This window comes from Sphingomonas sp. BL-S-29, from assembly GCF_055521495.1.
The window spans coordinates 2694522-2714431 of the sequence record NZ_CM145482.1 but is presented as its reverse complement, the minus strand read 5'-3'; the positions used below and the strand labels follow the sequence as shown (position 1 = coordinate 2714431).

Below are 19910 nucleotides of genomic sequence, written 5' to 3'. Positions count from 1 at the left end.
GCCTATTTTGCTGACCTGATGCTCGCCCGGCTGATCCTGTCGCTGCTGCTCGCCGCCCTTGCGTTTCCCGCGATGGCCGCGGCGTCGTGCCATGATGCGCCGGCTCCGCGGATGGCGATGTCGCATCACGACGCGCCGATGCCGGTCGCGCCTGCGCATGACGACAAGGCCGTGGTCGGGCATGCCTGTATCGGCTGCATTCCGCCATCGACCTTGAAAAGCGGCGTCTGGGATGGGCCCGAACTCAGGACCGTCGAAATCTGCATCGCGCGCGCCGCCACCTTCGATCCCGGCAAGGCGCCCGCGCCCGACACACCGCCTCCGCGCGCCGAGGCATGATCCGTGGGGCAGCCCTGCCCCGATCACGTTCCTCCTTGCGAGAGTTCCAGACGATGAATCGATTCAAGTTGCGCGCGGCCACGGCCGCGGCGGCGCTGATCCCCATGGCTGCGTCAGCGCAGACCATGGACCATGGCATGCACATGCCCGCGCCCACCCCTACACCCGCACGCATACCCACACCGGCCACGCCGCAGACTGATCCGGCGATGGACCCCGACATGCCGATGCCGGCTCCTGCCCCCGCGCCTGCCCCCGAGGCGCCGCAGGAGCATCAGGGCCATCATCCCGGCATGGCCATGCCCGGCGATGCGCCCGCGATGGAGATGCCCGCCATCGCCTATGGTTCCGGCACGTCGCGCCTGCCCGCCAATGAAGGCGCGATGCACGGCGTGCATCTTCCGGCCGGCGACTGGATGGTGATGCTGCACGGCTATGCCTGGGGCGCCTGGACCGACCAGGGCGGCCCGCGCGGCGACGACATGGCCTTTGTCCAGTCGATGGCGATGGTCACCGCGGCGGGGCCGGTCGCGCCCGGCGTCAGGGTGGGCTTCCAGACCATGCTGAGCCTCGAACCGCTGATGGGCGCGAAGGGCTATCCCAGCCTGTTCGCCACCGGCGAGACGGCGGACGGCGTCACCCATCTCGTCGACCGCCAGCATCCGCACGACCTGTTCATGGAACTGTCCGGCCGGGTCGATCTGGACGTCGCGCCCGGCACCAGCCTGTTCCTCTATGGCGGGCCGGTGGCGGAACCGGCGCTCGGCCCCTCGGCCTTCATGCACCGGGCGTCGGCGCAATATCTGCCGCTCGCACCGATCACGCATCACTGGTTCGACAGCACGCACATCACTTATGGCGTGGTGACGGCCGGCGTGGCGACGCCACGCTTCCAGCTCGAGGCGTCGGCCTTTCGCGGGCGCGAGCCGGACCAGTATCGCTGGAACATCGAATCGCCGAAGCTCGACAGCTGGAGCGTCCGCGCGACCTGGACGCCCTCGCCCGAATGGGCACTTCAGCTCAGCCATGGCCGGATCAAGAGGCCCGAACAGCTCGAACCCACCCGCGACGAAGCCCGCACCACGGCGAGCGTGCAATATGCCAAGGGCGGGTTGTCCACCTTGGTCGCCTTTTCCGCCAAGAAGGCGCTGCCTGGCCGCACCTCGACGGCGTGGCTGGCCGAGGCCAATTGGAACATCGGCAAGCACCACACCCTGTTCGGCCGCGCGGAGAATGTCGCCAATGACGAACTCTTCCCCGACCATGCCGATCCGCTGCACGACCGGATGTTCCGGGTGAGCAAGGTCGAGGGCGGTTACGCCTATCGATTGCCGCTGCCGGGGCCGTTCGGACTGGCGCTGGGCGGGGCGCTCGCGGCCTATGCCAAGCCGGCCGCGCTCGATGCGGCTTATGGCGACGCGCCGGTCAGTTATACGCTGTTCGCCAAGCTCTCGCTCGGGCAATAGGCGAACCGCGAATCCCACCGTCACCCCGGGCTTGTCCCGGGGTCCATCGAGCGGCGGGCGCTGGAGGACTGATGAGCCAGGACGCCGAGCCGCGAAGGGGATGCCGGAACAGGTCCGGCATGACGGGATGGGTCGTGGCGCTGGCGGCACTGGCGCTTTCCGCCTGTGCCGCCACGCCACCCCCCGCCCCGATCGTGCAGGCCGCGGCCGGGCAACGCGCGCCCGTCACCATCCTGATCTCGATCGACGCGTTCCGGCCCGATTATATGGACCGCGGCAATACGCCGGTGCTCGACGCGCTGGCGAAGCAGGGCGTCCGCGCGACGATGCGGCCGAGCTTCCCGACCCTCACCTTCCCCAACCATACGACGCTCGTCACTGGCTTGCGGCCCGATCGCAACGGCATCGTGGCCAACACCATGTATGACCCGAAAAGGCCCGGCCAGCGCTTCTACAGCAAGGAACTGGAAAGCTCCGATCCCTTCTGGTGGGCCGAATCCGAGCCACTGTGGATCACCGCGGAGAAGAACGGCGTGCATGCCGGCACGATGTTCTGGCCGGGCGAGGAAGCCGCGCATGGCGACATGCGGCCATTCGACTGGATCCGGTTCGACCCCAATTTCACCAGCGCGCAACGGGTGCGGACCGTGACCGACTGGATGCGGCGCCCGGCCGACATCCGTCCCCGTTTCGTGGTGATCTATTTCGACGATGTCGACAAGGCGGCCCATAAGTTCGGCCCGATCGCGCCCGAGGCGCGCGATGCGGTGCGGCTGATCGACGGGCTGATCGGCGACCTGAAATCGGGGCTCGATCGCATGGGCCAGCCGGTCAACCTCGTCATCGTCTCGGATCACGGCATGCGCGCGATCCAGCCGGAACGCACCGTCTCGCTCGACAAGATCCTGCCGAAGGAAAGCTATCGACTGGCAAGCTATGGTCCCTTCGCCACGCTCGATCCGATGCCGGGCCATGAGGACGAAGTCGCCCGCGTCCTGCTCGCGCCCAACCCGGACATGACCTGCTGGCGCAAGGCCGAGGTCCCCGCGAAATTCCATTACGGCGCCAATCCCCGGGTCGGCGCCTTTGTCTGCCAGGCCGCTGCGGGCGGCGAAGTGATGCCCGGCATGCCGACCAACAAGGGCGATCATGGTTATGAGCCCGACGATCCCGACATGACTGCCATGTTCCTGGTCAATGGCCCTGCCTTCCGCCGTGATGGTCGCGTGCCCGCCAAATTCGACAATGTCGATCTCTACCCCATGCTCGCGCGCCTGATCGGCGTCGCGCCCTTGCCCAATGACGGGGACGCGGCCACGCTCGCGCCTCTGCTCGCCCCGACGGAGACAAAGTGACCATGCAATATTTCGAGGACATCGTGGTCGGCGCAACGGCGCGCTTCGGCCGCTACGAGGTCACCCGCGACGAGGTGATCGAATTCGCCTCGAAATATGATCCCCAGCCCTTCCATTTGTCCGACGAGGCAGCCGCGACCACGCATTTCGGGCGGCTCTCGGCCAGCGGCTGGCAGACCTGCGCGATGACCATGTCGATGGTCGTCGCAAATCTGAAGGCAAACAAGCAGGCCGGGCTTGGCTCGCCCGGCATCGATGAGCTGCGCTGGCTCAAACCGGTCTATCCCGGCGACGTGCTGCGCTGCGAGACCGAGATCCTCGACAAGCGCGCCTCGAACAGCCGGCCCGAGATGGGCAGCTATCGCAGCAGGATGACGGTGCTCAACCAGGACGATGTCCCGGTGATGACCTTCATCTCGATCGGCCTCATCCGGACTCGCCCGGCCGGCTGAGCCGCCGGGCGCGCCGTCATCAGCGGCGGCGGCGACCGCCGCCATAGGTGCCGCGGTTCACGCCATAGTCGCGCCAGACGGGACGGATGTCGCGGCGATCGCGCTGCCAGCTCTGCGACAGGCCCTGCCAATAGCCGCGCTGGCTGTCGTTCCAGCGATGGCGCCGGTTCTGCCGGTCATAGACGTAATAGCCGGTGCCCGGATAATAATAGTCGTTGTTCCAGCCCCAATAGGGGCTGCCGCTATAGCCGCCATAATAGGGGTCCCAGTCGCCGCCGGCATAGCCGACCGACATGCTGCCATAACCGCCGCCATAACCATCGGTGGCGCAGCCGGAGAGTCCGAGCCCGGCGACGAGGGCAAGGCTGGCGACGGAAAGCTTGAAGGGTGACATTGACGCAACTCCCATGATGGGAGCGCCGATGTGGTGCGGCAGCGGCGCTTCGATGCGCCATCAACGGGAAAAACCGACGACGGTTCCGACGCGCCAAACGCGAAGAAACGACGCCCGTGAGGGCGCGCCGATCAATGGCCGTCGAATGCCACCAGTGAGCGAACCGCGATCCCATCCGCGCGCAACGCGTCGGCGCCGCCAAGCTTGGGCAGATCAATCGCGAAACTGGCCTGAGTCACCACGGCCCCGGCCTTGCGCAGCAGCCGGACGGCGGCGCGCGCGGTGCCGCCGGTGGCGATCAGGTCGTCGACCAGCAACACGCTGGCGCCGGGCGCGAGCGCATCCTCGTGCATCGCGATCCGGTCGGTACCATATTCGAGCGCATAGTCTTCGGCGATCGTCGCGCCGGGCAGCTTGCCGTCCTTGCGGATCAGCAGCACGCCCGCGTTCAGCGGCGCCGCCAGCGCGGCCGCGAACAGGAAACCACGGGCCTCGATCCCGGCGACCAGATCGATCTTGCCCTCCACCTGGGCGGCCATGCGCTCGATGGTCAGGGCGAACCCCTTCGCATCGAGCAGCAAGGTCGTGATGTCGCGGAACATGATCCCCGGCTTCGGAAAGTCGGGGATCGTGCGGATCAGCGCCCTGAGATCGTCATTGGCGCCAGGCGCGCCGATCCCGGAACTGGCGGTCTCAGTGCTTAATGTCGCGCCAAACATTCTGATACGCTCCCCAGGCAAGGAAGACGAAGATCAGCAGGAAGATGATCACCGGCCAGCCATAGGAATGACGCGCCGTGAGGTTCGGCTCGGCGGTCCACACGAGGAACGCCGCGACGTCCTTCGCCATCTGGTCGACGGTCGGCTTGGTGCCGTCGAGATAGGTCACCTGGCCTTCGCTGGTCAGCGGCGGCGGCATGGCGATGTTCATCGTCGCGAAATAAGGGTTCGCGTGCAGGCCGGCGGGCGTCTTCACGTCCGGGAACTGCTTGAGCATCTCGGCCGACTGCGGCTGATAGCCGGTCAGGAGCGAATAGACATAGGCCGGGCCGTCATGACGCGCCTTGGTCATCAGCGACAGGTCAGGCGGGTTCGCGTTGTTGTTCGCGGCACGCGCCGCGATCTCGTTCGCGAAGGGCGACGGGAAATGATCCGAGGGGATGTTCTTGCGGGTCGCGGGCTCGCCGGTATCCGGGTTGATCGAGGGCTGCTCGATCACCCACTGGTTGGCAATCGCTTTCACCTGGGCTTCGCTATAGCCGATCTTCTGCAGGTCGCGGAACGAGACGTGATGCAGCGAATGGCAGGCCGAGCAGACTTCCTTGAACACCTGGAAGCCGCGCTGCAGCTGGCGGTTGTCGAACTTGCCGAACACGCCGTTGGACTCGAGCTCGAGCTCCTTGGGGTGCTTGTGCCATTCGCTCGTCTCGATCGACGGTGCCGCCGGATCGGTGATCTGGCCCCAGACGGTCCAGGAGAGAGCCCAGCCGAGCACGACGACGAACGCCGCACCGACCAGCATTGCAAGATTGCGGACCATTGTACCTGTTGCCCCTTATTCGGCCGCGAGCGCGGTCTGCGCCGGCGAGGTGCCACCATGCTTCGCCAGCACCGCCTCGGTGATCGAGTTCGGCAACGGCGCGGGGCGTTCAGCCCGCGAGATGATCGGCACGATGATCAGGAAATGCGCGAAATAATAGGCTGCGCAGATCTGGCTGAGGATGACGTAGAGCGGCGTCGCGGGCGAACCGCCGCACCAGCCCAGGATCAGGACGTCGGCCACCAGGATCCAGAAGAAGGTGCGATAGGTCGGCCGGTAATTGGCCGAACGCACCGGCGAGCTGTCCAGCCAGGGCAGGAAGAACAGCAGCAGGATCGAGCCGAACATCGCCAGCACGCCCCACAGCTTGGCCGGCAGGATGAAGTCGGAGGTGAAGGCGCGCAGGATCGCGTAGAACGGCCAGAAATACCATTCGGGCACGATATGCGCCGGCGTCGAGAGCGAGTTGGCCGGGATGTAATTGTCCGGATGGCCGAGATAGTTCGGCGCCAGGAAGATCAGCACCGCGAACAGCACCAGGAACACGCCGAGGCCGACGCCGTCCTTGGCGGTGTAATAAGGATGGAACGGCACCGTGTCCTGTTCGCCCTTCACTTCGACGCCGGTCGGGTTGCTCGAACCCGGAATGTGCAGCGCCCAGATGTGCAGGATGATGACCGCCGCGATCACGAACGGCAGCAGGTAATGGAGCGAGAAGAAGCGGTTCAGCGCGGCCTGGTCCGGCGCGAAGCCGCCGAGCAGCCAGATGCGGATATAGTCGCCGACCACGGGTATCGCCGAGAAGAAGCCGGTGATCACCTGCGCGCCCCAGAAGCTCATCTGACCCCAGGGGAGAACATAGCCCATGAAGGCGGTCGCCATCATCAGCAGGAAGATGACCACGCCGAGCAGCCAGACCATCTCTCGCGGCGCCTTGTAGGAACCGTAATAAAGGCCGCGGAAGATGTGGATATAGACGACGATGAAGAACATCGCCGCGCCGTTGGCATGCGCATACCGCAGCAGCCAGCCGCCGTTCACGTCGCGCATGATGTGCTCGATCGAGTTGAACGCGCCGTCGGCCGTCGCGCCATAATGCATGGCGAGCACGATGCCGGTGATGATCTGGATGCCGAGCGCGGCACCGGCGAGCACGCCGAAGTTCCAGAAATAGTTGAGGTTGCGCGGCACCGGATAGCCGGCGCCCACGGCGTTATAGACGAGGCGCGGAACCGGCAGCCGTTCGTCCACCCACTTCATCAGCGGGTTGGAGGGTGCGTAATGCTTGGCCCAGGGAAAGCTCATGATGCGTACCTCAACCGACCGTTACGGTGGTGGCAGAATTGAAGGTGTAGTCGGGCACCGCCAGATTCTTCGGGGCCGGGCCTTTGCGGATGCGCGCTGCGGTATCGTAGGCCGAACCATGGCACGGGCAGAAATAGCCGCCGAACGGCCCGCGATTCTCGCCTTCGCCCGCGCCCAGCGGCACGCAGCCGAGATGAGTGCACACGCCCAGCGTGATCAGCCAGTTCTTGTGGCCTTCCTTGGTACGCTGCGCCAGCGTCTGCGGGTCGCGCAGCTCGCTCACGGGGACCGCGTCGGCCTCGGCGATTTCCTTCGGCGTCAGGTTGCGCACGAACAGCGGCTGCTTGCGGAACGAGGTCTTGATCGCCTGGCCGGGCTGGATCTTCGCGAGATCGATCTCGGTGGTCGACTGCGCGAGCACGTCGGCCGACGGATTCATCTGGTTGAGCAGGGGCAGCACGACGACAGCGCCGCCGACGCCGATCCAGGCCACAGCCGCGATATTGATGAAATCGCGGCGGCGGGGATCTTCCACCTCCTCATGGAACGGTGCCGGGTCTTCCCCAGGCGGTACGGCGGTATCAACAATTGCCATTCACTTGCCCTTGCACTTCAGGTCGCGGCGACGTTCGGAGAAGCGCGTTGCGATTGGTCCGCGCACGCCCACCGATCCTCCGTCCCCACGGAGGCTGGCGGCCTGATAGACGCGGGCGGCACGCTTTGCCAACAGCATTTTAGCCCTGTTGTTACGCGAGCGCACAAAGGCCTATGCGAGCGGCATGCGTGTGGCCCTTTACCAGCCCGATATCGCCGGCAATGTCGGCACGATCCTCCGGCTTTGCACCTGTCTCGAGGTAGGGGTCGACCTGATCGAACCGATGGGATTCGCCTGGGGCGACCGCGCGCTCGCCCGGGCGGGCATGGACTATCTCGATGCCGCGCAGGTGGTCCGCCATGTCGACTGGACGGCGTTCGAGGCACGGGTGCCCGGCCGGATCGTGCTGCTGACGACACGCGGCGGCGTTCGTATCGACGAAGCCACGTTCCAGGCGGACGACGTGCTTCTCCTCGGCAGCGAGAGCGCGGGGGTGCCGCCGGACGTCCATGCGCGCGCCGACCTGGCGGTCCGCATTCCGCTGGCGGCGGGCAGAAGGTCGCTGAACGTCGCGGTCGCCGCGGGAATCGCGCTGGGCGAGGCGCTGCGCCAGACCAGGGGCTGGCCGAAGCACTGAGTTTCAACTCTGGGTTGATTCTAACTCCGTTCGTGTCGAGTAGGGTTCGAGCTTGTCGAGAACCCGTATCGAGACACACGTCCTTCGATACGCCATCTCGACAGGCTCGATGGCACTCGGGACGAACGGTGACCTTTTTGACTGACGCGTTTTTACTCGACTCCGAACAATCCACCGCCCGCGCCTGGTTCGAAAGCCTGCGCGACCGGATCTGCGCCGAATTCGAATCGATCGAGGCCGAGGCCGGGTCGGACGCGCGGTTCGACTATCTCGCCTGGGACCGGACCGATCCGTCGGGCGCGCCCGGCGGTGGCGGCGTAAGGGGCGTGATGAAGGGCAAGGTGTTCGAAAAGGTCGGCGTCAACGTCTCGACCGTCGGCGGTACCTTCGAAGGCGATTTCGCGAAGTCGATCCACGGCGCCGGAGATGATCCGCGATTCTTCGCGACCGGCATCAGCCTGGTCGCGCACATGGCGAATCCGCAGGTGCCGGCGGTGCACATGAACACGCGCTTCCTCGTCACGACGAAGCGGTGGTTCGGCGGCGGCGCGGATCTCAACCCGCCCCTGCCCCGAGCCGAGGATACCGAGGACTTCCACGCCACGCTGCAGGCGGCGTGCGACCGGCACGACCCCGCGCATTATCCGCGCTTCAGGCAATGGGCCGACGATTATTTCTACATCCCGCACCGCCAGGTACATCGCGGCGTCGGCGGTATCTTCTACGATCATCTCGAAGGGGATTTCGCGGCGAACTTCGCCTTCACCCAGGATGTCGGGCGCGCGTTTCTCGACGCGTTCCCGCGAATCGTGCGGCGGCGCATGGGCGATACGTTCACTGATGCCGATCTCGCCACGCAGCGCGCCTGGCGCGGCCGCTATGCCGAGTTCAACCTCGTCTATGATCGCGGCACGCTGTTCGGCCTCAAGACCGGGGGCAATATCGACGCGATCCTGATGAGCCTGCCGCCGGTCGCCACATGGGAGTGATGGGGTGGGATTGATACCGGTCCCTTCGCACGAGGTGGCGACGGTCGTCACCACGCTGGAGATGCGCCAGCGGCCGCCGCTGCGGCCGATGCCCGCTTCCCGCCTGCGCCTCGTCGCCTGGCCCGCCCCCTCGCCGGACAAATATCGCGCGCTGTTCAAACGAATCGGCGCGCCCTGGCTTTGGTTTTCGCGGCTGGTGATGGACGATGCCGCCCTCACCGCGATCATCCATGACGCGGGCATCGCGATCTTCGCGGCGGTCGATTCGGCCGGCCTCGAGGTCGGCATGCTCGAGCTCGATTTTCGCACCCCTGCTCAATGCGAGATCTCCTATTTCGGCCTGATTCCGGAACTCGCCGGGCAAGGTCTTGGCCGCTGGCTGATGGCCGAGGCGCTCGCGCGCGGCTGGGCCAGGGGGATCGAGCGGGTCTGGGTACACACCTGCACGCTCGATCATCCCTCGGCGCTCGGTTTCTATCGCGCGTCGGGTTTCACCGCGATCTCGCGGACGGTGGAGACCTTTGCCGATCCCCGCGCGATCGGCGTGCTGCCGGCGGACGCGGCGCCTCAGATTCCCCGGCTGGACCTCAGCCGCCGGTAAAGCGCGATCTGGATCAGGATTCCGGCGAGCGCGCCGACCGTGGCGCCGGCCGCCGCGCCGATATCCAGCAGCACGGCGACCACGGGATTGGCCATCGGGGCCCCGTCAAGCGCCTTGCCGAGCGCCACGAACGGCCAGGAAAGCAGGTTGCCGCCAAGCAACGTCACGCAGGCGAACCCGGCCAGCACCAGGCCGTGACCGCGAGTCAGTATCAGGCTCCGCGACATCGCGCCGCGCGCTCCCTTGGGCTGGTCGGCCACGACCACGGGGAAAGCCAGCATCAGGCGCCCCTGGGCGTAGAAGCCCGGCAGGTACAGCAGCATCAGGCCGAAATAGACCGGCACCGCGACGAGGAACGAGAGCAGCAGGAAGCGCGGGAACAGACGCAGCGCGCGCGCCATGGCACGCCTCGCGTCCGGCCGTTCCGGGTCGAGATAGAGGGTGAAGAGCGTGACGGTCCCGAACAAGGCGATCAGCGACAGCAGGATGACGATCAGGCTGAACTGGGAAGACCAGGATTCGAGGGCGTCGAGCCATGCCTTGAGCGCCGCCTTGTCGAGCGGACTCGGCGGATCCGGCGGCAGGGCGACGAACAGCTTCATCGCCAGTTCGGGCACGAACAGGAAGAACCCCGCCACGCCGATCAGCAGGTCTCGATCGCGCTTCCACAGCCGCCAGGCGTCACTGAAGACGCCGTTCACATCAAGGGTCATAGCGAGTCGACGATCGCCTCGCGCACATCGCGCACTGCCAGGTAGAGCTTTCCCGTAAAGGCGGCTGCGAGGACCAGGAAGACCGTCGTCACCAGGCTGACGAGGATCGTCGTGACGATGGTCGAGAGCGTAAGGACACCGCCATGCTCGTCGAGCAGGCGCAGGATCGAGCCGAACACGAACTTCGTCGCGTTCGCTGCCACCCAGGAGACGATTGAATAGAGAAGCAATACCCCCATGATCTTCAAGCCAAGGCCGCGGGTCAGAGCGAAAGATCGCGAAAACACCCCAATTCCCCGTCGCTCCGCGATCATGATCGGACTGAAAAGCACCAATCGGGCATAGAGCCACAGCAGACACACGACTACAGCAAGCAGTCCCAGGCCGAGGACCCCGGCGCGGCCTGACGGCATGTCCGCCGGGCCGCCCGACATGGCGCGCTGGAGATCGATTCCGCTGAGCGGCAGGATGACCGCCAACGCAACGGCGAGCAGGGCGATCATGGCCACCGCAAGCAATAGCGACAACATCAGGGTAGGGAGAAGGCGACGCGCCGCTGCCTGTTTCGCGCCCCCTGCGCCGTCCGACGGATTGAGCGACAAAGCGACAAGGGCCAGGTTGCCCCACGACATCGCGACAAAGCACAGCAGCACGACGCCGTAGAGTCCCCATTGACTGGCGTCCGCAGCTGCGATCGGCATGGCAAGTGTTAGCGCGACATAAGGCAGGAAGATCGCGAGGAAGGCAATCGGCAGAATCGTGGAGAGATTGTCCCCCAAGAAGTCGGTCGTGCGATCCCAGACCGTTCCCATGCTTACCATAAACGTCGCGCCCTCCCATGGCGCATCGGCGCCGCGGCCCTGTTAGCGCAGCTTCCCGCGGCACGCCAATCCTTGCGCTAGACGCGCGACTGGCGCAATCGGGCCCTTGTGACTTCCCTTCCCGACGAGATCGAATGGCGCGTCGAGCCGGCGCCAATACCCTATGACGACGCGATCGCCACCATGGAGGCGCGCGCGGCGGCCGTCGCCGCCGGCGCGGCGCGCGAGCTGATCTGGCTGCTCGAGCACCCGCCCATCTATACCGGCGGTACCAGCGCCGACCCCGCCGAGTTGCTCGATCCGCGCTTTCCGGTCGTCCAGACCGGGCGTGGCGGGCGCTACACCTATCATGGGCCTGGACAGCGGATCGGCTACCTCATCCTCGATCTCAACAAGCGCGGTCGCGACGTGCGGCATTTCGTCCACAGCCTCGAAGGATGGCTGATCGCGGCACTGGCGGAGATCGGCATCCATGCCTTCCGCGCGCCCGGCCGCGTCGGCATCTGGACCAACCTGCCCTCACCCCTCGGCGGCACGGAGGAGGCCAAGATCGGCGCGATCGGGGTAAGGGTCCGGCGCTGGACGACCTTGCACGGCTTCTCGGTCAACCTTTCGCCCGATCTGTCGCACTTCGCCGGGATCGTGCCGTGCGGGCTGCCCGACTATCCGGTGACGAGCGCCGCGGCGCTCGGCAAGCCTTCGGATTTTGCAACTTTTGACTCAGCGCTCGCGTTTACCTGTCCTGCGTTCCTGCACACTCTTTCTTGTCCCCGGCAAAACGAGGCTTGAGGGGCGGTCGATATCAGACTAATGTCCACCACGGTTTGGGTATTAAGGGTCTCGAGGCCTTCCAAATCCACTATCTAGGGAGCTTTCCAATGCGTGCATTCATTTCCAAGGTCGTTACCGGTTCGATGATCGCCGGCGCGGCGCTGATGGTTTCGGCCTGCGGCCCGAAGACCGAGACGACCACCACCAACGACACCACCATCACCGAGATGGGCAACGAGACCACGATCTCGGACAACATGACCACCGTCGACAGCACGTCGATGGACGGCAACATGCTCGGCAACGACACCGCCGTCGTGACCAACGAGACCTCGACGACGACGACGAACGTCCAGTAATCACCCGTCAGGGTTTGATTATTCAGGGGCCGTCCGGGCGACCGGGCGGCCCTTTCGATTCAACCGCGACCAAAAAGTGCTAGGAAGGAAAAGGCTTGGGTTGGGAATCGAAAAGCCTTAACCACGCCGCATAGTGTCTTCGAGAGGGTGACGAGGCGAATATGAAGCTGTTGCATATCCTTTGTTCGTCCGCCGTGGCGCTTGGCGCTTTCGCCGCCGCGCCTGCTTCGGCGCAGTTTTTCCTGGTCGAAAAGGACATGAGCGGGGCTGCGGTACGTGGCCATGAGACCGGCCTCGGCCAGGAACTGCCAGGTGCGACCGAGGCGGAGCAGCGCGCGGCGCTGGTGTGGAACATGCGCGCCGCGCTCAACGTGGCGGCGCTACAATGCCAGTTCGAACCTACGCTGATGACTCAGGCCAACTACAATGTGATCCTGATGAATCACGGGGATGAGCTGAAGAAATCCTACGACACGCTGACCAAATATTTTGCTCGCACCGGCAAGACCGTGAAGGCTGGGCAGACCGCGCTCGACCAGTTCGGCACCCGCACCTATTCCAGCTTCACCACCGTCGCCGCCCAATATGGGTTTTGCCAGACTGCGGCCCGGATCGCTCGCGACGCGATCTTCGCACCGCGCGGCTCCTTCTACACGATTGCCGAGGGCCGCACCCGCGAGCTTCGCAACAGCCTGATCCCCACCGGCGACCAGCGCTATCCGCGTGGCATGTTGTTCGTGCGGCAGTCGGGCAGCCTGCCTAATTTCGACCAGAAATGCTGGGACAAGAAGGGCCTTTGGGTTGCCAGGAAATGCGGCGCCTTCCAGCTGAGCGCGATCAACTAGGCTGGCGTTCTAGCGCAATCCCAGCGCCTTGTGCGCCTGCAGGGTCAGGCGCCAATGCGGCCGGGCGAGCACGAAATCGATCGCGGCCGCCTGATTCTCTGCCATCCGCGCGTCGTCCATCGGCTGGACCAGGAAATGGCGGAAGTCCCATCCTTCGATCGCCTCGACATCGGTACCGGCCTGCGGCCAGACCAGCTTCAGCTCGTCGCCCGAGCGCTGGACGACCACACTGCCCGCCTTGGGGCTGATGCAGACCCAATCGATGCCGGGATGCGCGGGGATGGTCCCGTTGCTCTCGATCGCGATCGTGAAGTCGGCCGCGTGGAGCGCATCGACCAGCGCATCGTCGACCTGCAGCATCGGCTCGCCACCGGTCAGCACGACGAAGCGCTCGGCTGCGCCATCGCCCCAATGATCCGCGACTGCCATGGCTAGCACGCCGGCATCGGCGAACTTGCCGCCGCCGGCGCCGTCCGTGCCGACAAAATCGGTATCGCAGAAACGGCATACGGCGGTCGCGCGATCCTGCTCGCGTCCCGACCAGAGATTGCAGCCGGCGAAACGCACGAACACCGCGCGACGCCCGGCATTCACCCCCTCGCCCTGAAGGGTTAGGAACATCTCCTTGACCGCATAGCTCATCGCGAGCGCCTCAGCCGACTTCGGCGTAGCGGGTGGGATCGGGAAGACCAGCTTCCTCGAACCCCTTGGCGCGCAGGCGGCAGCTGTCGCACAGCCCGCAATGCACGCCGCCCGGCGCCGGATCATAGCAGGACCAGCTGATCCCGGCATCGAGCCCGAGCCGCGCCGCCTCGCGCACGATGTCCGCCTTGGTCATGTGCTGCAGCGGCGCATGGATGCGGAACGGATGCCCCTCCACCCCCGCCTTGGTGGCGAGTTCGGCGAGCTTCTCGAACCCCGCGATGAATTCGGGGCGGCAATCGGGATAGCCCGAATAGTCGAGCGCATTGACGCCGATATACAGGTCGCGCGCGCCCGCCGCCTCGGCCCAGCCCAGCGCTAGGCTGAGGAAGATCGTGTTGCGCGCAGGGACATAGGTGACGGGAATCCCCTCCTCTACGCCAGTCTTCGGCACGGCGATGTCGGCGGTGAGCGCCGAACCACCAAAGGCGGAGAGATCGAGCGGCAGCACGATATGACGCTCGGCCTCGAGCAGCGCCGCGACGCGCCGTGCCGCATCGAGCTCGAGCCGGTGGCGCTGATTATAGTCGACCGACAGCGCGAGCAGCCGATGCCCGTCCTCCCGAGCACGCGCCGCCGCCACCATCGAATCGAGACCGCCCGACACCAGGGCGACCGCCAGGGTCGTTGCACTTGTCATGATGGGCCGAGAGGTAGGGCCTGCATCACGGCTCCGCAATCCCGCGCCGCCCTCTCACAAAAAACGGGCCGCCCTTGAGCGACCCAGTGATGCTCCTCGGAGCCAAAAGGGAGAAACCCGTGCCGATGATGATGACACGCCCCTTGTCTAGCAGGACACGGTAACCAACGCGTTAACGCGTGGCGGGCGGTCTGGGCGCACAGGCGCCGGTGCGGCGGGCCTCGTAATCCAGATCGAACGGCGCGCCGCTGGCGATGCCCTGAGTCTGCAGATGCAGCAGGCGTGGGGTCTCCAGCGTCAGCGCGGTGCGGCCATGGCCGGCCCCGGGGCAGGTATAATGGACCGTCGCGCTATCGGCCGCGTCAGCGATCACGAAGCGCGAGCATTGTGCGCCGACATGGCCGACCTGCAACAATATCGCGGGATCGGACACGCAAAGTGAACGCCCGGGCGCGGTCGACCCGGCTTCGCGGAGCAGCCATTGGCCGGTCTCGATGCGCGTCAGCACGGCGAGCTGAGGCGCACGCGCAGGGGCTGCCGTGCCGAGACCTGCCGCAAGGAGCAGGCCGGCCAATGCACGCCGCGCGATACGCTGAACATCGATCATTTAGAACCTCGCTCGCTACAGGTGCCCCCTGCAGGGCATCACGCCAGCGACCCTCACCCTTGTCTGCCGCAGTTGCGAACGAGATTCAACAACGTTCAGGCAGCGTAATGATCGGTCACCGGCACCGGGAATTTGCGCGCACAAAAAGCGCAGTCGACCACGATCATGCCATTCTCGTCCGCCATCGAGCGCTGTTCCTCGGGAGGAAATTGCGACAGGACCGATGCGATATAGTCGGGCGAGCAACGGCAGCCGCGCACCAGCGGGGCGTCGCTCAGCAGCCGGACCTCATCCTCCTCGTTGAACAACCGCCAGATCAGCGTGTCGAGCGAGATCGACGAATCGGCAAGCTCATCGGCGCCCATGGTCTGGCCGAGCAACGCGACATGCTCCCATTCGGGATGGTCGAGCCGGGTATGAAGGCGCTCGCGCCCGTCCTCGCCCTCCGGCAGATGCTGGAGGAACAGGCCGCCCGCGACGTGCCGGCCATCGGCCCCGCGCGCGATGCCGACCCGGACCAGCGTCGGGATCTGCTCCGACTGCACGAAATAATTCTGCGCCGCTTCGGCCAGCGTCGCACCGTCAAGCGGGACGATCCCCTGATAGCGCTCTTGGGTCGCCGCCTGATCGAAGGTGATTGCGAGATAGCCCTGACCGAACAGGGCGAACAGGGTCGGGTCCTCCGGCCCTTCCGCCAGCCGGTCCTCGTCGAACTGGACATAACCGCGCAACTCGCCGCCGCGATAGTCGCAAACGAGCAAGCTGACGACACCGCCCTCAGTCTGCGCCTGAAGCGTGAGTTGCCCGCCCGCGTCCTTGAGCGTCGATCCGATCAGCGCGGCCAAGGTCAGTGCTTCGGCAAGCAACGCCTCGATCGCCGGCGGATAGGCATGGGCGCCGAGTATCTCGTCGAGCACCGGCCCAAGGCGCACGATCCGGCCGCGCGCATGACGTCCCGGGAGGGTGAAACCGAGCGCGCGGTCGAGGTCCTGGGATTCTGTCTGAGTCATTCCATACCATTCGGGCTGAGCTGATCGAAGCCCCGTTCTTTCTTCAGCGAAGAGAGAACGGCCCCTCGACTGGCTCGGGGCGAACGGGATTCTGGTACGAGGAAGATAGGTGCGCTGGAGCGCCGATCAACCGATCTGGCCGAAGCACCAGCGCAGGATCGACTTCTGGGCGTGAAGCCGGTTCTCCGCCTCCTCCCAGATCAGCGACTGCGGACCATCGATCACCGCCGAGACGACTTCCTCCTCGCGGTGCGCCGGCAGGCAGTGGAGGAACTTCGCCTCGGGCTTCGCCATGCCCATCAGCGCCTCGGTGACCTGATAGGGCATCATCGCCGCGAGCTTCGTCTCGGCATGGAGCTGGCCCATCGATATCCAGGTGTCCGTGACGACGACATCCGCACCCTCGACTGCCTCGCGCGGATCGGCGACGACACGGGCGCGGCCAGCGGCGCGCTCGATCACGCCTTCGTCCGGCTGAAACCCCTGAGGGCACGCCGCGATCACATCGAAATGCAGCAGCGACGCCGCCTCGACCAAAGAGTTGAGGACATTGTTGCCGTCGCCCAGCCAGGCGACCTTGAGCCCGGGCAGCGCCTTGCCGCTTTCGACGATGGTCAGCAGGTCGGCGACGAGCTGGCACGGATGCGACCAGTCGGTCAGGCCGTTGATGACCGGCACACTGGCATAGGCCGCCATTTCCTCGACCTTCCTGTGGTCGTCGGTGCGGATCATGATCGCGTCGCAATAGCCCGAGAGCACGCGTGCCGTATCGGCCACGGTCTCGCCGCGACCGAGCTGCGTGGTGCCGGCATCCATCACGATCGAGCTGCCGCCGAGCTGGCGGATCGACATGTCGAACGACACACGAGTTCGGGTCGAGTTCTTCTCGAACACCATTGCCAGCGTATGGCCGGCGAGCGGGGCGTCGGCATCCGCCCTGCCCTTCGGCCAGCCGGCACGCGCTGCCTTGCGATCGATCGCGTCGGCCAGCATCGCGGCGATGCCGTCAGCGCCCGCGTCCGACAGGTCGAGAAAGTGGCGGAGCGACACGCTAGTCGTCTGACGCGGGCACATAGACCCGCGCGGCCTCGGACAGCTTCTCGATACACTCGGCGATATGACTCTCGTCGATCACCAGCGGCGGCAGGATGCGCACCACATTCTCGCCGGCCGCGACCAGCAACAGGCCGTGATTGTCGCGGCAGTGCGCGACGAAGCGGCGGCTGTCGGACTTGAGCTTGACGCCGAGCATCAGACCCTTGCCGCGCACGCTGTCGAACAACTGATCGTGGTTGGGGATCATCTGTTCGAGCCCCTGGCGCAGCCGGTCGCCCATCGTCACGACATTGTTGAGGAAGCCGGGCTCCAGGATCACGTCGAGCACTGCCTCGCCCGCCGCCATGGCGAGCGGGTTGCCGCCATAGGTCGAGCCATGCGTGCCGATTACCATGCCCTTGGCCGCTTCCTCGGTCGCTAGGCAGGCGCCGAGCGGGAAGCCGGCGCCAATGCCCTTGGCGACCGCGGCGATATCCGGCGTCACACCGTAATTCTCGTGCGCCAGGAACTTGCCGGTCCGGCCATAGCCGGCCTGCACCTCGTCTAGCACCAGCAACAGGCCATGCTCGTCGCAGGCCTTGCGCAGGCCCTGGAGGAATTCCTCGGTCGCCGCGCGGATACCGCCTTCGCCCTGGATCGGCTCGACCAGGAAGCCGGCAGTGTTGTCGTCGATCAGCGCCAGCGCGCCTTCGAGATCATTGAACTGCGCATAGGCGAAACCCGGCAGCAACGGCTCGAACCCGTCGCGCATCTTGGGCTGGTTGGTCGCGCTGATCGTGCCGAGCGTGCGGCCGTGAAAGGCCGTGTCGAAGGTGATCAGCGTGTGACGCTGCGGATTGCCATTGGCATAATGGTAGCGGCGCGCGGTCTTGATCGCGCACTCGACCGCCTCGGCGCCCGAATTGGTGAAGAACACCGTGTCGGCGAAGGTCGCGTCGACCAGCCGTTGCGCGAGATGCTCACCCTGCGGGCTGCCGTACAGGTTCGACACATGCATCAGCGTCGCGGCCTGATCGGCGATCGCCTTGACCAGCTTGGGATGACTATGGCCGAGCGCGTTGACCGCGATGCCGCTGGCGAAATCGAGATAGCGTTCGCCCTGCTCCCCGATCAGGTAGCAGCCCTCGCCTCGCACCGGCCGCACCCCGCTGCGGGGATAGACGGGCATGAGTGGGGTGATGGGCACCGCAGGTCTCCTCAATAGAAAAGGGCGGCCCAGCCGGGCCGCCCGGAGCGGGTGTTTACGAGGGTGGGACCACCTGCGTCAATATTGCAGACGAGGTGGCCCGAACGCGGTCAGTCGCCGGTCAGGATCCGGTCGACGAGCTGCTTCACCGTCGGCACGAAGCCGTTCGAATAGAAGGGGTCCTTCTTGAAATTATAGGCACCGTGTCCGGCGAACATCAGGTTCTGCTCGATCGGCCCGCCATGCGCGATGTCCTGCAGGGTCTTCTGGATGCAGAAGCTGCGCGGATCGGCGAGGCGGCCGGTCGAGTTGGTCTCGCTGTCGGCCCAGGAGGAGAAGGCGCACTGGCTGAGGCAGCCCATGCAATCGGCCTGGTCCTTGCGGATCACGCCCTTTTCCTCGGGCGTGACGAAGACCAGGGTGTTGTCGGGAGTCTTGAGTGCGTCGGTGAAGCCTTCACCGAACCACTGACGCGCGCGCAACAGATCGTTGCGGGTCACCCAGAAGTTCTTGCCCTTCACGCCCACGTCGAGCTGGAAGATGTGGTCACCGGCCTCCTGGGTGGAGAAGGCGATCTGCCGCTCGGAGCGTGCCTCGAGCAGGCGAAGGAAAGGATTGCGCACAGCGCTCGAATAGAAGCCGGTGGGCGAGAAGCGGTGGAGCAGGACTTCACCTTCCTCGATATCCGTCAGCTTGGCCTTCCAGCCTTCCGGGATCGGGCTTTCCTGAGTCAGCAGCGGGCGGGTGCCGAACTGGAAGGCGATGCTGCCGAGCTCGGGATTGTCGATCCAGTTGTTCCAGTCGCGCAGATACCAGACGCCGCCGGCCATCACGATCGGCACATCGTCCGAAATGCCGCCCTCGCGCATCGTCTCGCGCAGCGCCTTGACGCGGGGATAGGGATCCTCCGGCTTGAGCGGGTCCTCGGCGTTGGACAGGCCGTTATGGCCGCCGGCGAGCCAGGGATCCTCGTAGACTACCGCCGCCAGCCAGTCCGACGCCTTGGAATAGGCCCGCTTCCACAGCGCGCGGAAGGCGCGGCCGGAGCTGATGATCGGCAGGTAGTTGACGTTATAGGAGGCCGCGATCTCGGACAGCTTGTAGGGCATGCCCGCGCCGCAGGTGACGCCCGCGACCATGCCGCGGGTCCGTTCCAGGACGCCGTGCAGGATGCGCTGGGCACCGCCCATTTCCCACAGCACGTTGATGTTGATCGCGCCCTTGCCGCCCGAGATGTCGAACGCGCGCTTGACCTGCTGCACAGCGCCCTCGATCGCGTATTCGATCAGTTCCTCGTGCCGCTCTCGGCGATTGAGCGCGCGGTAGACCTGCGGGATGATCTTGCCGTCGGGATCGTAGCTGTCGGCATTCACGGCGGAAACGGTGCCGATTCCGCCGGCCGCAGCCCAGGCGCCGGCCGACGCGTGGTTGGTCGCGGCAACGCCTTTTCCACCCTCCACCAGCGGCCAGACTTCCTGACCGTTATAGATGATGGGCTTCAGACCTTTGAACACACGACCTCCAACTT

25 protein-coding genes are annotated in these 19910 nt (G+C 65.7%); 10 read left to right on the top strand and 15 right to left on the bottom strand.

Annotated elements, in window-relative coordinates:
- Nucleotides 1–18: 18 nt before the first annotated feature.
- The 4 genes from ACZ1I2_RS12930 (at nt 19) to ACZ1I2_RS12915 (ending at nt 3612) form a co-directional block, all read left to right on the top strand.
- Complete coding sequence (locus tag ACZ1I2_RS12930; protein ID WP_465173725.1) at nt 19–339, top strand: hypothetical protein; 321 nt, start codon at nt 19–21, stop codon at nt 337–339.
- A gap of 53 nt (nt 340–392) precedes the next feature.
- The gene (locus ACZ1I2_RS12925) at nt 393–1805 is read left to right on the top strand and encodes a hypothetical protein (RefSeq protein WP_465176968.1); all 1413 of its coding nucleotides are present in this window, start codon (nt 393–395) and stop codon (nt 1803–1805) included.
- 119 nt (nt 1806–1924) lie between these two features.
- Nucleotides 1925–3160 carry an alkaline phosphatase family protein gene (locus ACZ1I2_RS12920; RefSeq protein WP_465176969.1) on the top strand — a complete coding sequence of 412 codons (1236 nt, stop codon included), beginning with the start codon at nt 1925–1927 and terminating at the stop codon, nt 3158–3160.
- A gap of 2 nt (nt 3161–3162) precedes the next feature.
- Nucleotides 3163–3612, top strand: a complete 450-nt coding sequence (locus tag ACZ1I2_RS12915) for a MaoC family dehydratase (RefSeq protein ID WP_465173946.1) — start codon at nt 3163–3165, stop codon at nt 3610–3612.
- A 19-nt stretch (nt 3613–3631) separates the two neighbouring features.
- Here the strand turns inward: ACZ1I2_RS12915 and ACZ1I2_RS12910 are convergent, their stop codons facing one another.
- The 6 genes from ACZ1I2_RS12910 to ACZ1I2_RS12885 form a co-directional block, all read right to left on the bottom strand.
- Nucleotides 3632–4006 (bottom strand): hypothetical protein, encoded by a 375-nt coding sequence (locus ACZ1I2_RS12910; RefSeq protein WP_465173728.1) that lies wholly within the window; start codon nt 4004–4006, stop codon nt 3632–3634.
- A 131-nt stretch (nt 4007–4137) separates the two neighbouring features.
- The gene (locus tag ACZ1I2_RS12905) at nt 4138–4725 is read right to left on the bottom strand and encodes an adenine phosphoribosyltransferase (RefSeq protein WP_465173729.1); all 588 of its coding nucleotides are present in this window, start codon (nt 4723–4725) and stop codon (nt 4138–4140) included.
- Nucleotides 4700–5545: a cytochrome c1 gene (locus ACZ1I2_RS12900; protein WP_465173730.1), complete on the bottom strand. Its 846-nt coding sequence runs from the start codon at nt 5543–5545 to the stop codon at nt 4700–4702. The genes ACZ1I2_RS12905 and ACZ1I2_RS12900 overlap by 26 nt, the downstream gene beginning before the upstream one ends.
- Before the next feature lie 15 nt (nt 5546–5560).
- On the bottom strand, nt 5561–6850 hold the full coding sequence (locus ACZ1I2_RS12895; RefSeq protein ID WP_465173731.1) for a cytochrome b: 1290 nt from the start codon (nt 6848–6850) through the stop codon (nt 5561–5563).
- A gap of 10 nt (nt 6851–6860) precedes the next feature.
- Nucleotides 6861–7445, bottom strand: coding sequence for a ubiquinol-cytochrome c reductase iron-sulfur subunit (gene petA, locus ACZ1I2_RS12890; protein WP_465173732.1), 585 nt, complete (start codon nt 7443–7445; stop codon nt 6861–6863).
- On the bottom strand, nt 7446–7583 hold the full coding sequence (locus ACZ1I2_RS12885; RefSeq protein ID WP_465173733.1) for a hypothetical protein: 138 nt from the start codon (nt 7581–7583) through the stop codon (nt 7446–7448).
- A 46-nt stretch (nt 7584–7629) separates the two neighbouring features.
- Here ACZ1I2_RS12885 and ACZ1I2_RS12880 point away from each other — a divergent pair, with 46 nt between their 5' ends.
- The 3 genes from ACZ1I2_RS12880 to ACZ1I2_RS12870 all read left to right on the top strand — a co-directional run bounded on the left by ACZ1I2_RS12880 (nt 7630) and on the right by ACZ1I2_RS12870 (nt 9672).
- On the top strand, nt 7630–8082 hold the full coding sequence (locus ACZ1I2_RS12880; protein ID WP_465173734.1) for a tRNA (cytidine(34)-2'-O)-methyltransferase: 453 nt from the start codon (nt 7630–7632) through the stop codon (nt 8080–8082).
- Between the two features lie 128 nt (nt 8083–8210).
- Nucleotides 8211–9071, top strand: coding sequence for an oxygen-dependent coproporphyrinogen oxidase (hemF, locus tag ACZ1I2_RS12875; protein ID WP_465173735.1), 861 nt, complete (start codon nt 8211–8213; stop codon nt 9069–9071).
- 4 nt (nt 9072–9075) lie between these two features.
- Nucleotides 9076–9672 carry a GNAT family N-acetyltransferase gene (locus tag ACZ1I2_RS12870; RefSeq protein WP_465176971.1) on the top strand — a complete coding sequence of 199 codons (597 nt, stop codon included), beginning with the start codon at nt 9076–9078 and terminating at the stop codon, nt 9670–9672.
- Here ACZ1I2_RS12870 and ACZ1I2_RS12865 read toward each other — a convergent pair.
- Nucleotides 9639–10385 (bottom strand): hypothetical protein, encoded by a 747-nt coding sequence (locus ACZ1I2_RS12865; protein WP_465176972.1) that lies wholly within the window; start codon nt 10383–10385, stop codon nt 9639–9641. The genes ACZ1I2_RS12870 and ACZ1I2_RS12865 overlap by 34 nt on opposite strands.
- Nucleotides 10382–11197 carry a hypothetical protein gene (locus tag ACZ1I2_RS12860; RefSeq protein WP_465176973.1) on the bottom strand — a complete coding sequence of 272 codons (816 nt, stop codon included), beginning with the start codon at nt 11195–11197 and terminating at the stop codon, nt 10382–10384. The genes ACZ1I2_RS12865 and ACZ1I2_RS12860 overlap by 4 nt, the downstream gene beginning before the upstream one ends.
- Before the next feature lie 117 nt (nt 11198–11314).
- Here ACZ1I2_RS12860 and lipB point away from each other — a divergent pair, with 117 nt between their 5' ends.
- From lipB to ACZ1I2_RS12845, 3 genes are all read left to right on the top strand, one after another.
- Nucleotides 11315–11995: a lipoyl(octanoyl) transferase LipB gene (gene lipB / locus ACZ1I2_RS12855; RefSeq protein ID WP_465176974.1), complete on the top strand. Its 681-nt coding sequence runs from the start codon at nt 11315–11317 to the stop codon at nt 11993–11995.
- A gap of 89 nt (nt 11996–12084) precedes the next feature.
- On the top strand, nt 12085–12336 hold the full coding sequence (locus ACZ1I2_RS12850; protein ID WP_465173740.1) for a hypothetical protein: 252 nt from the start codon (nt 12085–12087) through the stop codon (nt 12334–12336).
- 161 nt (nt 12337–12497) lie between these two features.
- Nucleotides 12498–13181, top strand: a complete 684-nt coding sequence (locus ACZ1I2_RS12845) for a hypothetical protein (protein WP_465173741.1) — start codon at nt 12498–12500, stop codon at nt 13179–13181.
- Nucleotides 13182–13190: 9 nt separating this feature from the next.
- On the opposite strand, the gene queE is transcribed toward ACZ1I2_RS12845, so the two are convergent.
- The 7 genes from queE to ACZ1I2_RS12810 all read right to left on the bottom strand — a co-directional run bounded on the left by queE (nt 13191) and on the right by ACZ1I2_RS12810 (nt 19896).
- Complete coding sequence (gene queE, locus ACZ1I2_RS12840) at nt 13191–13823, bottom strand: 7-carboxy-7-deazaguanine synthase (protein ID WP_465173742.1); 633 nt, start codon at nt 13821–13823, stop codon at nt 13191–13193.
- Nucleotides 13824–13833: 10 nt separating this feature from the next.
- Nucleotides 13834–14523 (bottom strand): 7-cyano-7-deazaguanine synthase QueC, encoded by a 690-nt coding sequence (queC, locus tag ACZ1I2_RS12835; protein ID WP_465173743.1) that lies wholly within the window; start codon nt 14521–14523, stop codon nt 13834–13836.
- 172 nt (nt 14524–14695) lie between these two features.
- Nucleotides 14696–15130, bottom strand: a complete 435-nt coding sequence (locus ACZ1I2_RS12830) for a DUF3617 domain-containing protein (RefSeq protein WP_465173744.1) — start codon at nt 15128–15130, stop codon at nt 14696–14698.
- 95 nt (nt 15131–15225) lie between these two features.
- Nucleotides 15226–16140: an Hsp33 family molecular chaperone HslO gene (gene hslO, locus ACZ1I2_RS12825; RefSeq protein WP_465173745.1), complete on the bottom strand. Its 915-nt coding sequence runs from the start codon at nt 16138–16140 to the stop codon at nt 15226–15228.
- Between the two features lie 126 nt (nt 16141–16266).
- Nucleotides 16267–17214: an ornithine carbamoyltransferase gene (argF, locus tag ACZ1I2_RS12820; protein ID WP_465176975.1), complete on the bottom strand. Its 948-nt coding sequence runs from the start codon at nt 17212–17214 to the stop codon at nt 16267–16269.
- Entirely contained in the window at nt 17192–18364 is a 1173-nt protein-coding gene (locus ACZ1I2_RS12815) for an acetylornithine transaminase (protein ID WP_465176976.1), read from the bottom strand. Before ACZ1I2_RS12815 ends, argF begins: the two co-directional genes overlap by 23 nt.
- Nucleotides 18365–18492: 128 nt before the next feature.
- Nucleotides 18493–19896, bottom strand: coding sequence for an NAD(P)H-dependent flavin oxidoreductase (locus ACZ1I2_RS12810; protein WP_465176977.1), 1404 nt, complete (start codon nt 19894–19896; stop codon nt 18493–18495).
- Nucleotides 19897–19910 lie beyond the last annotated feature (14 nt).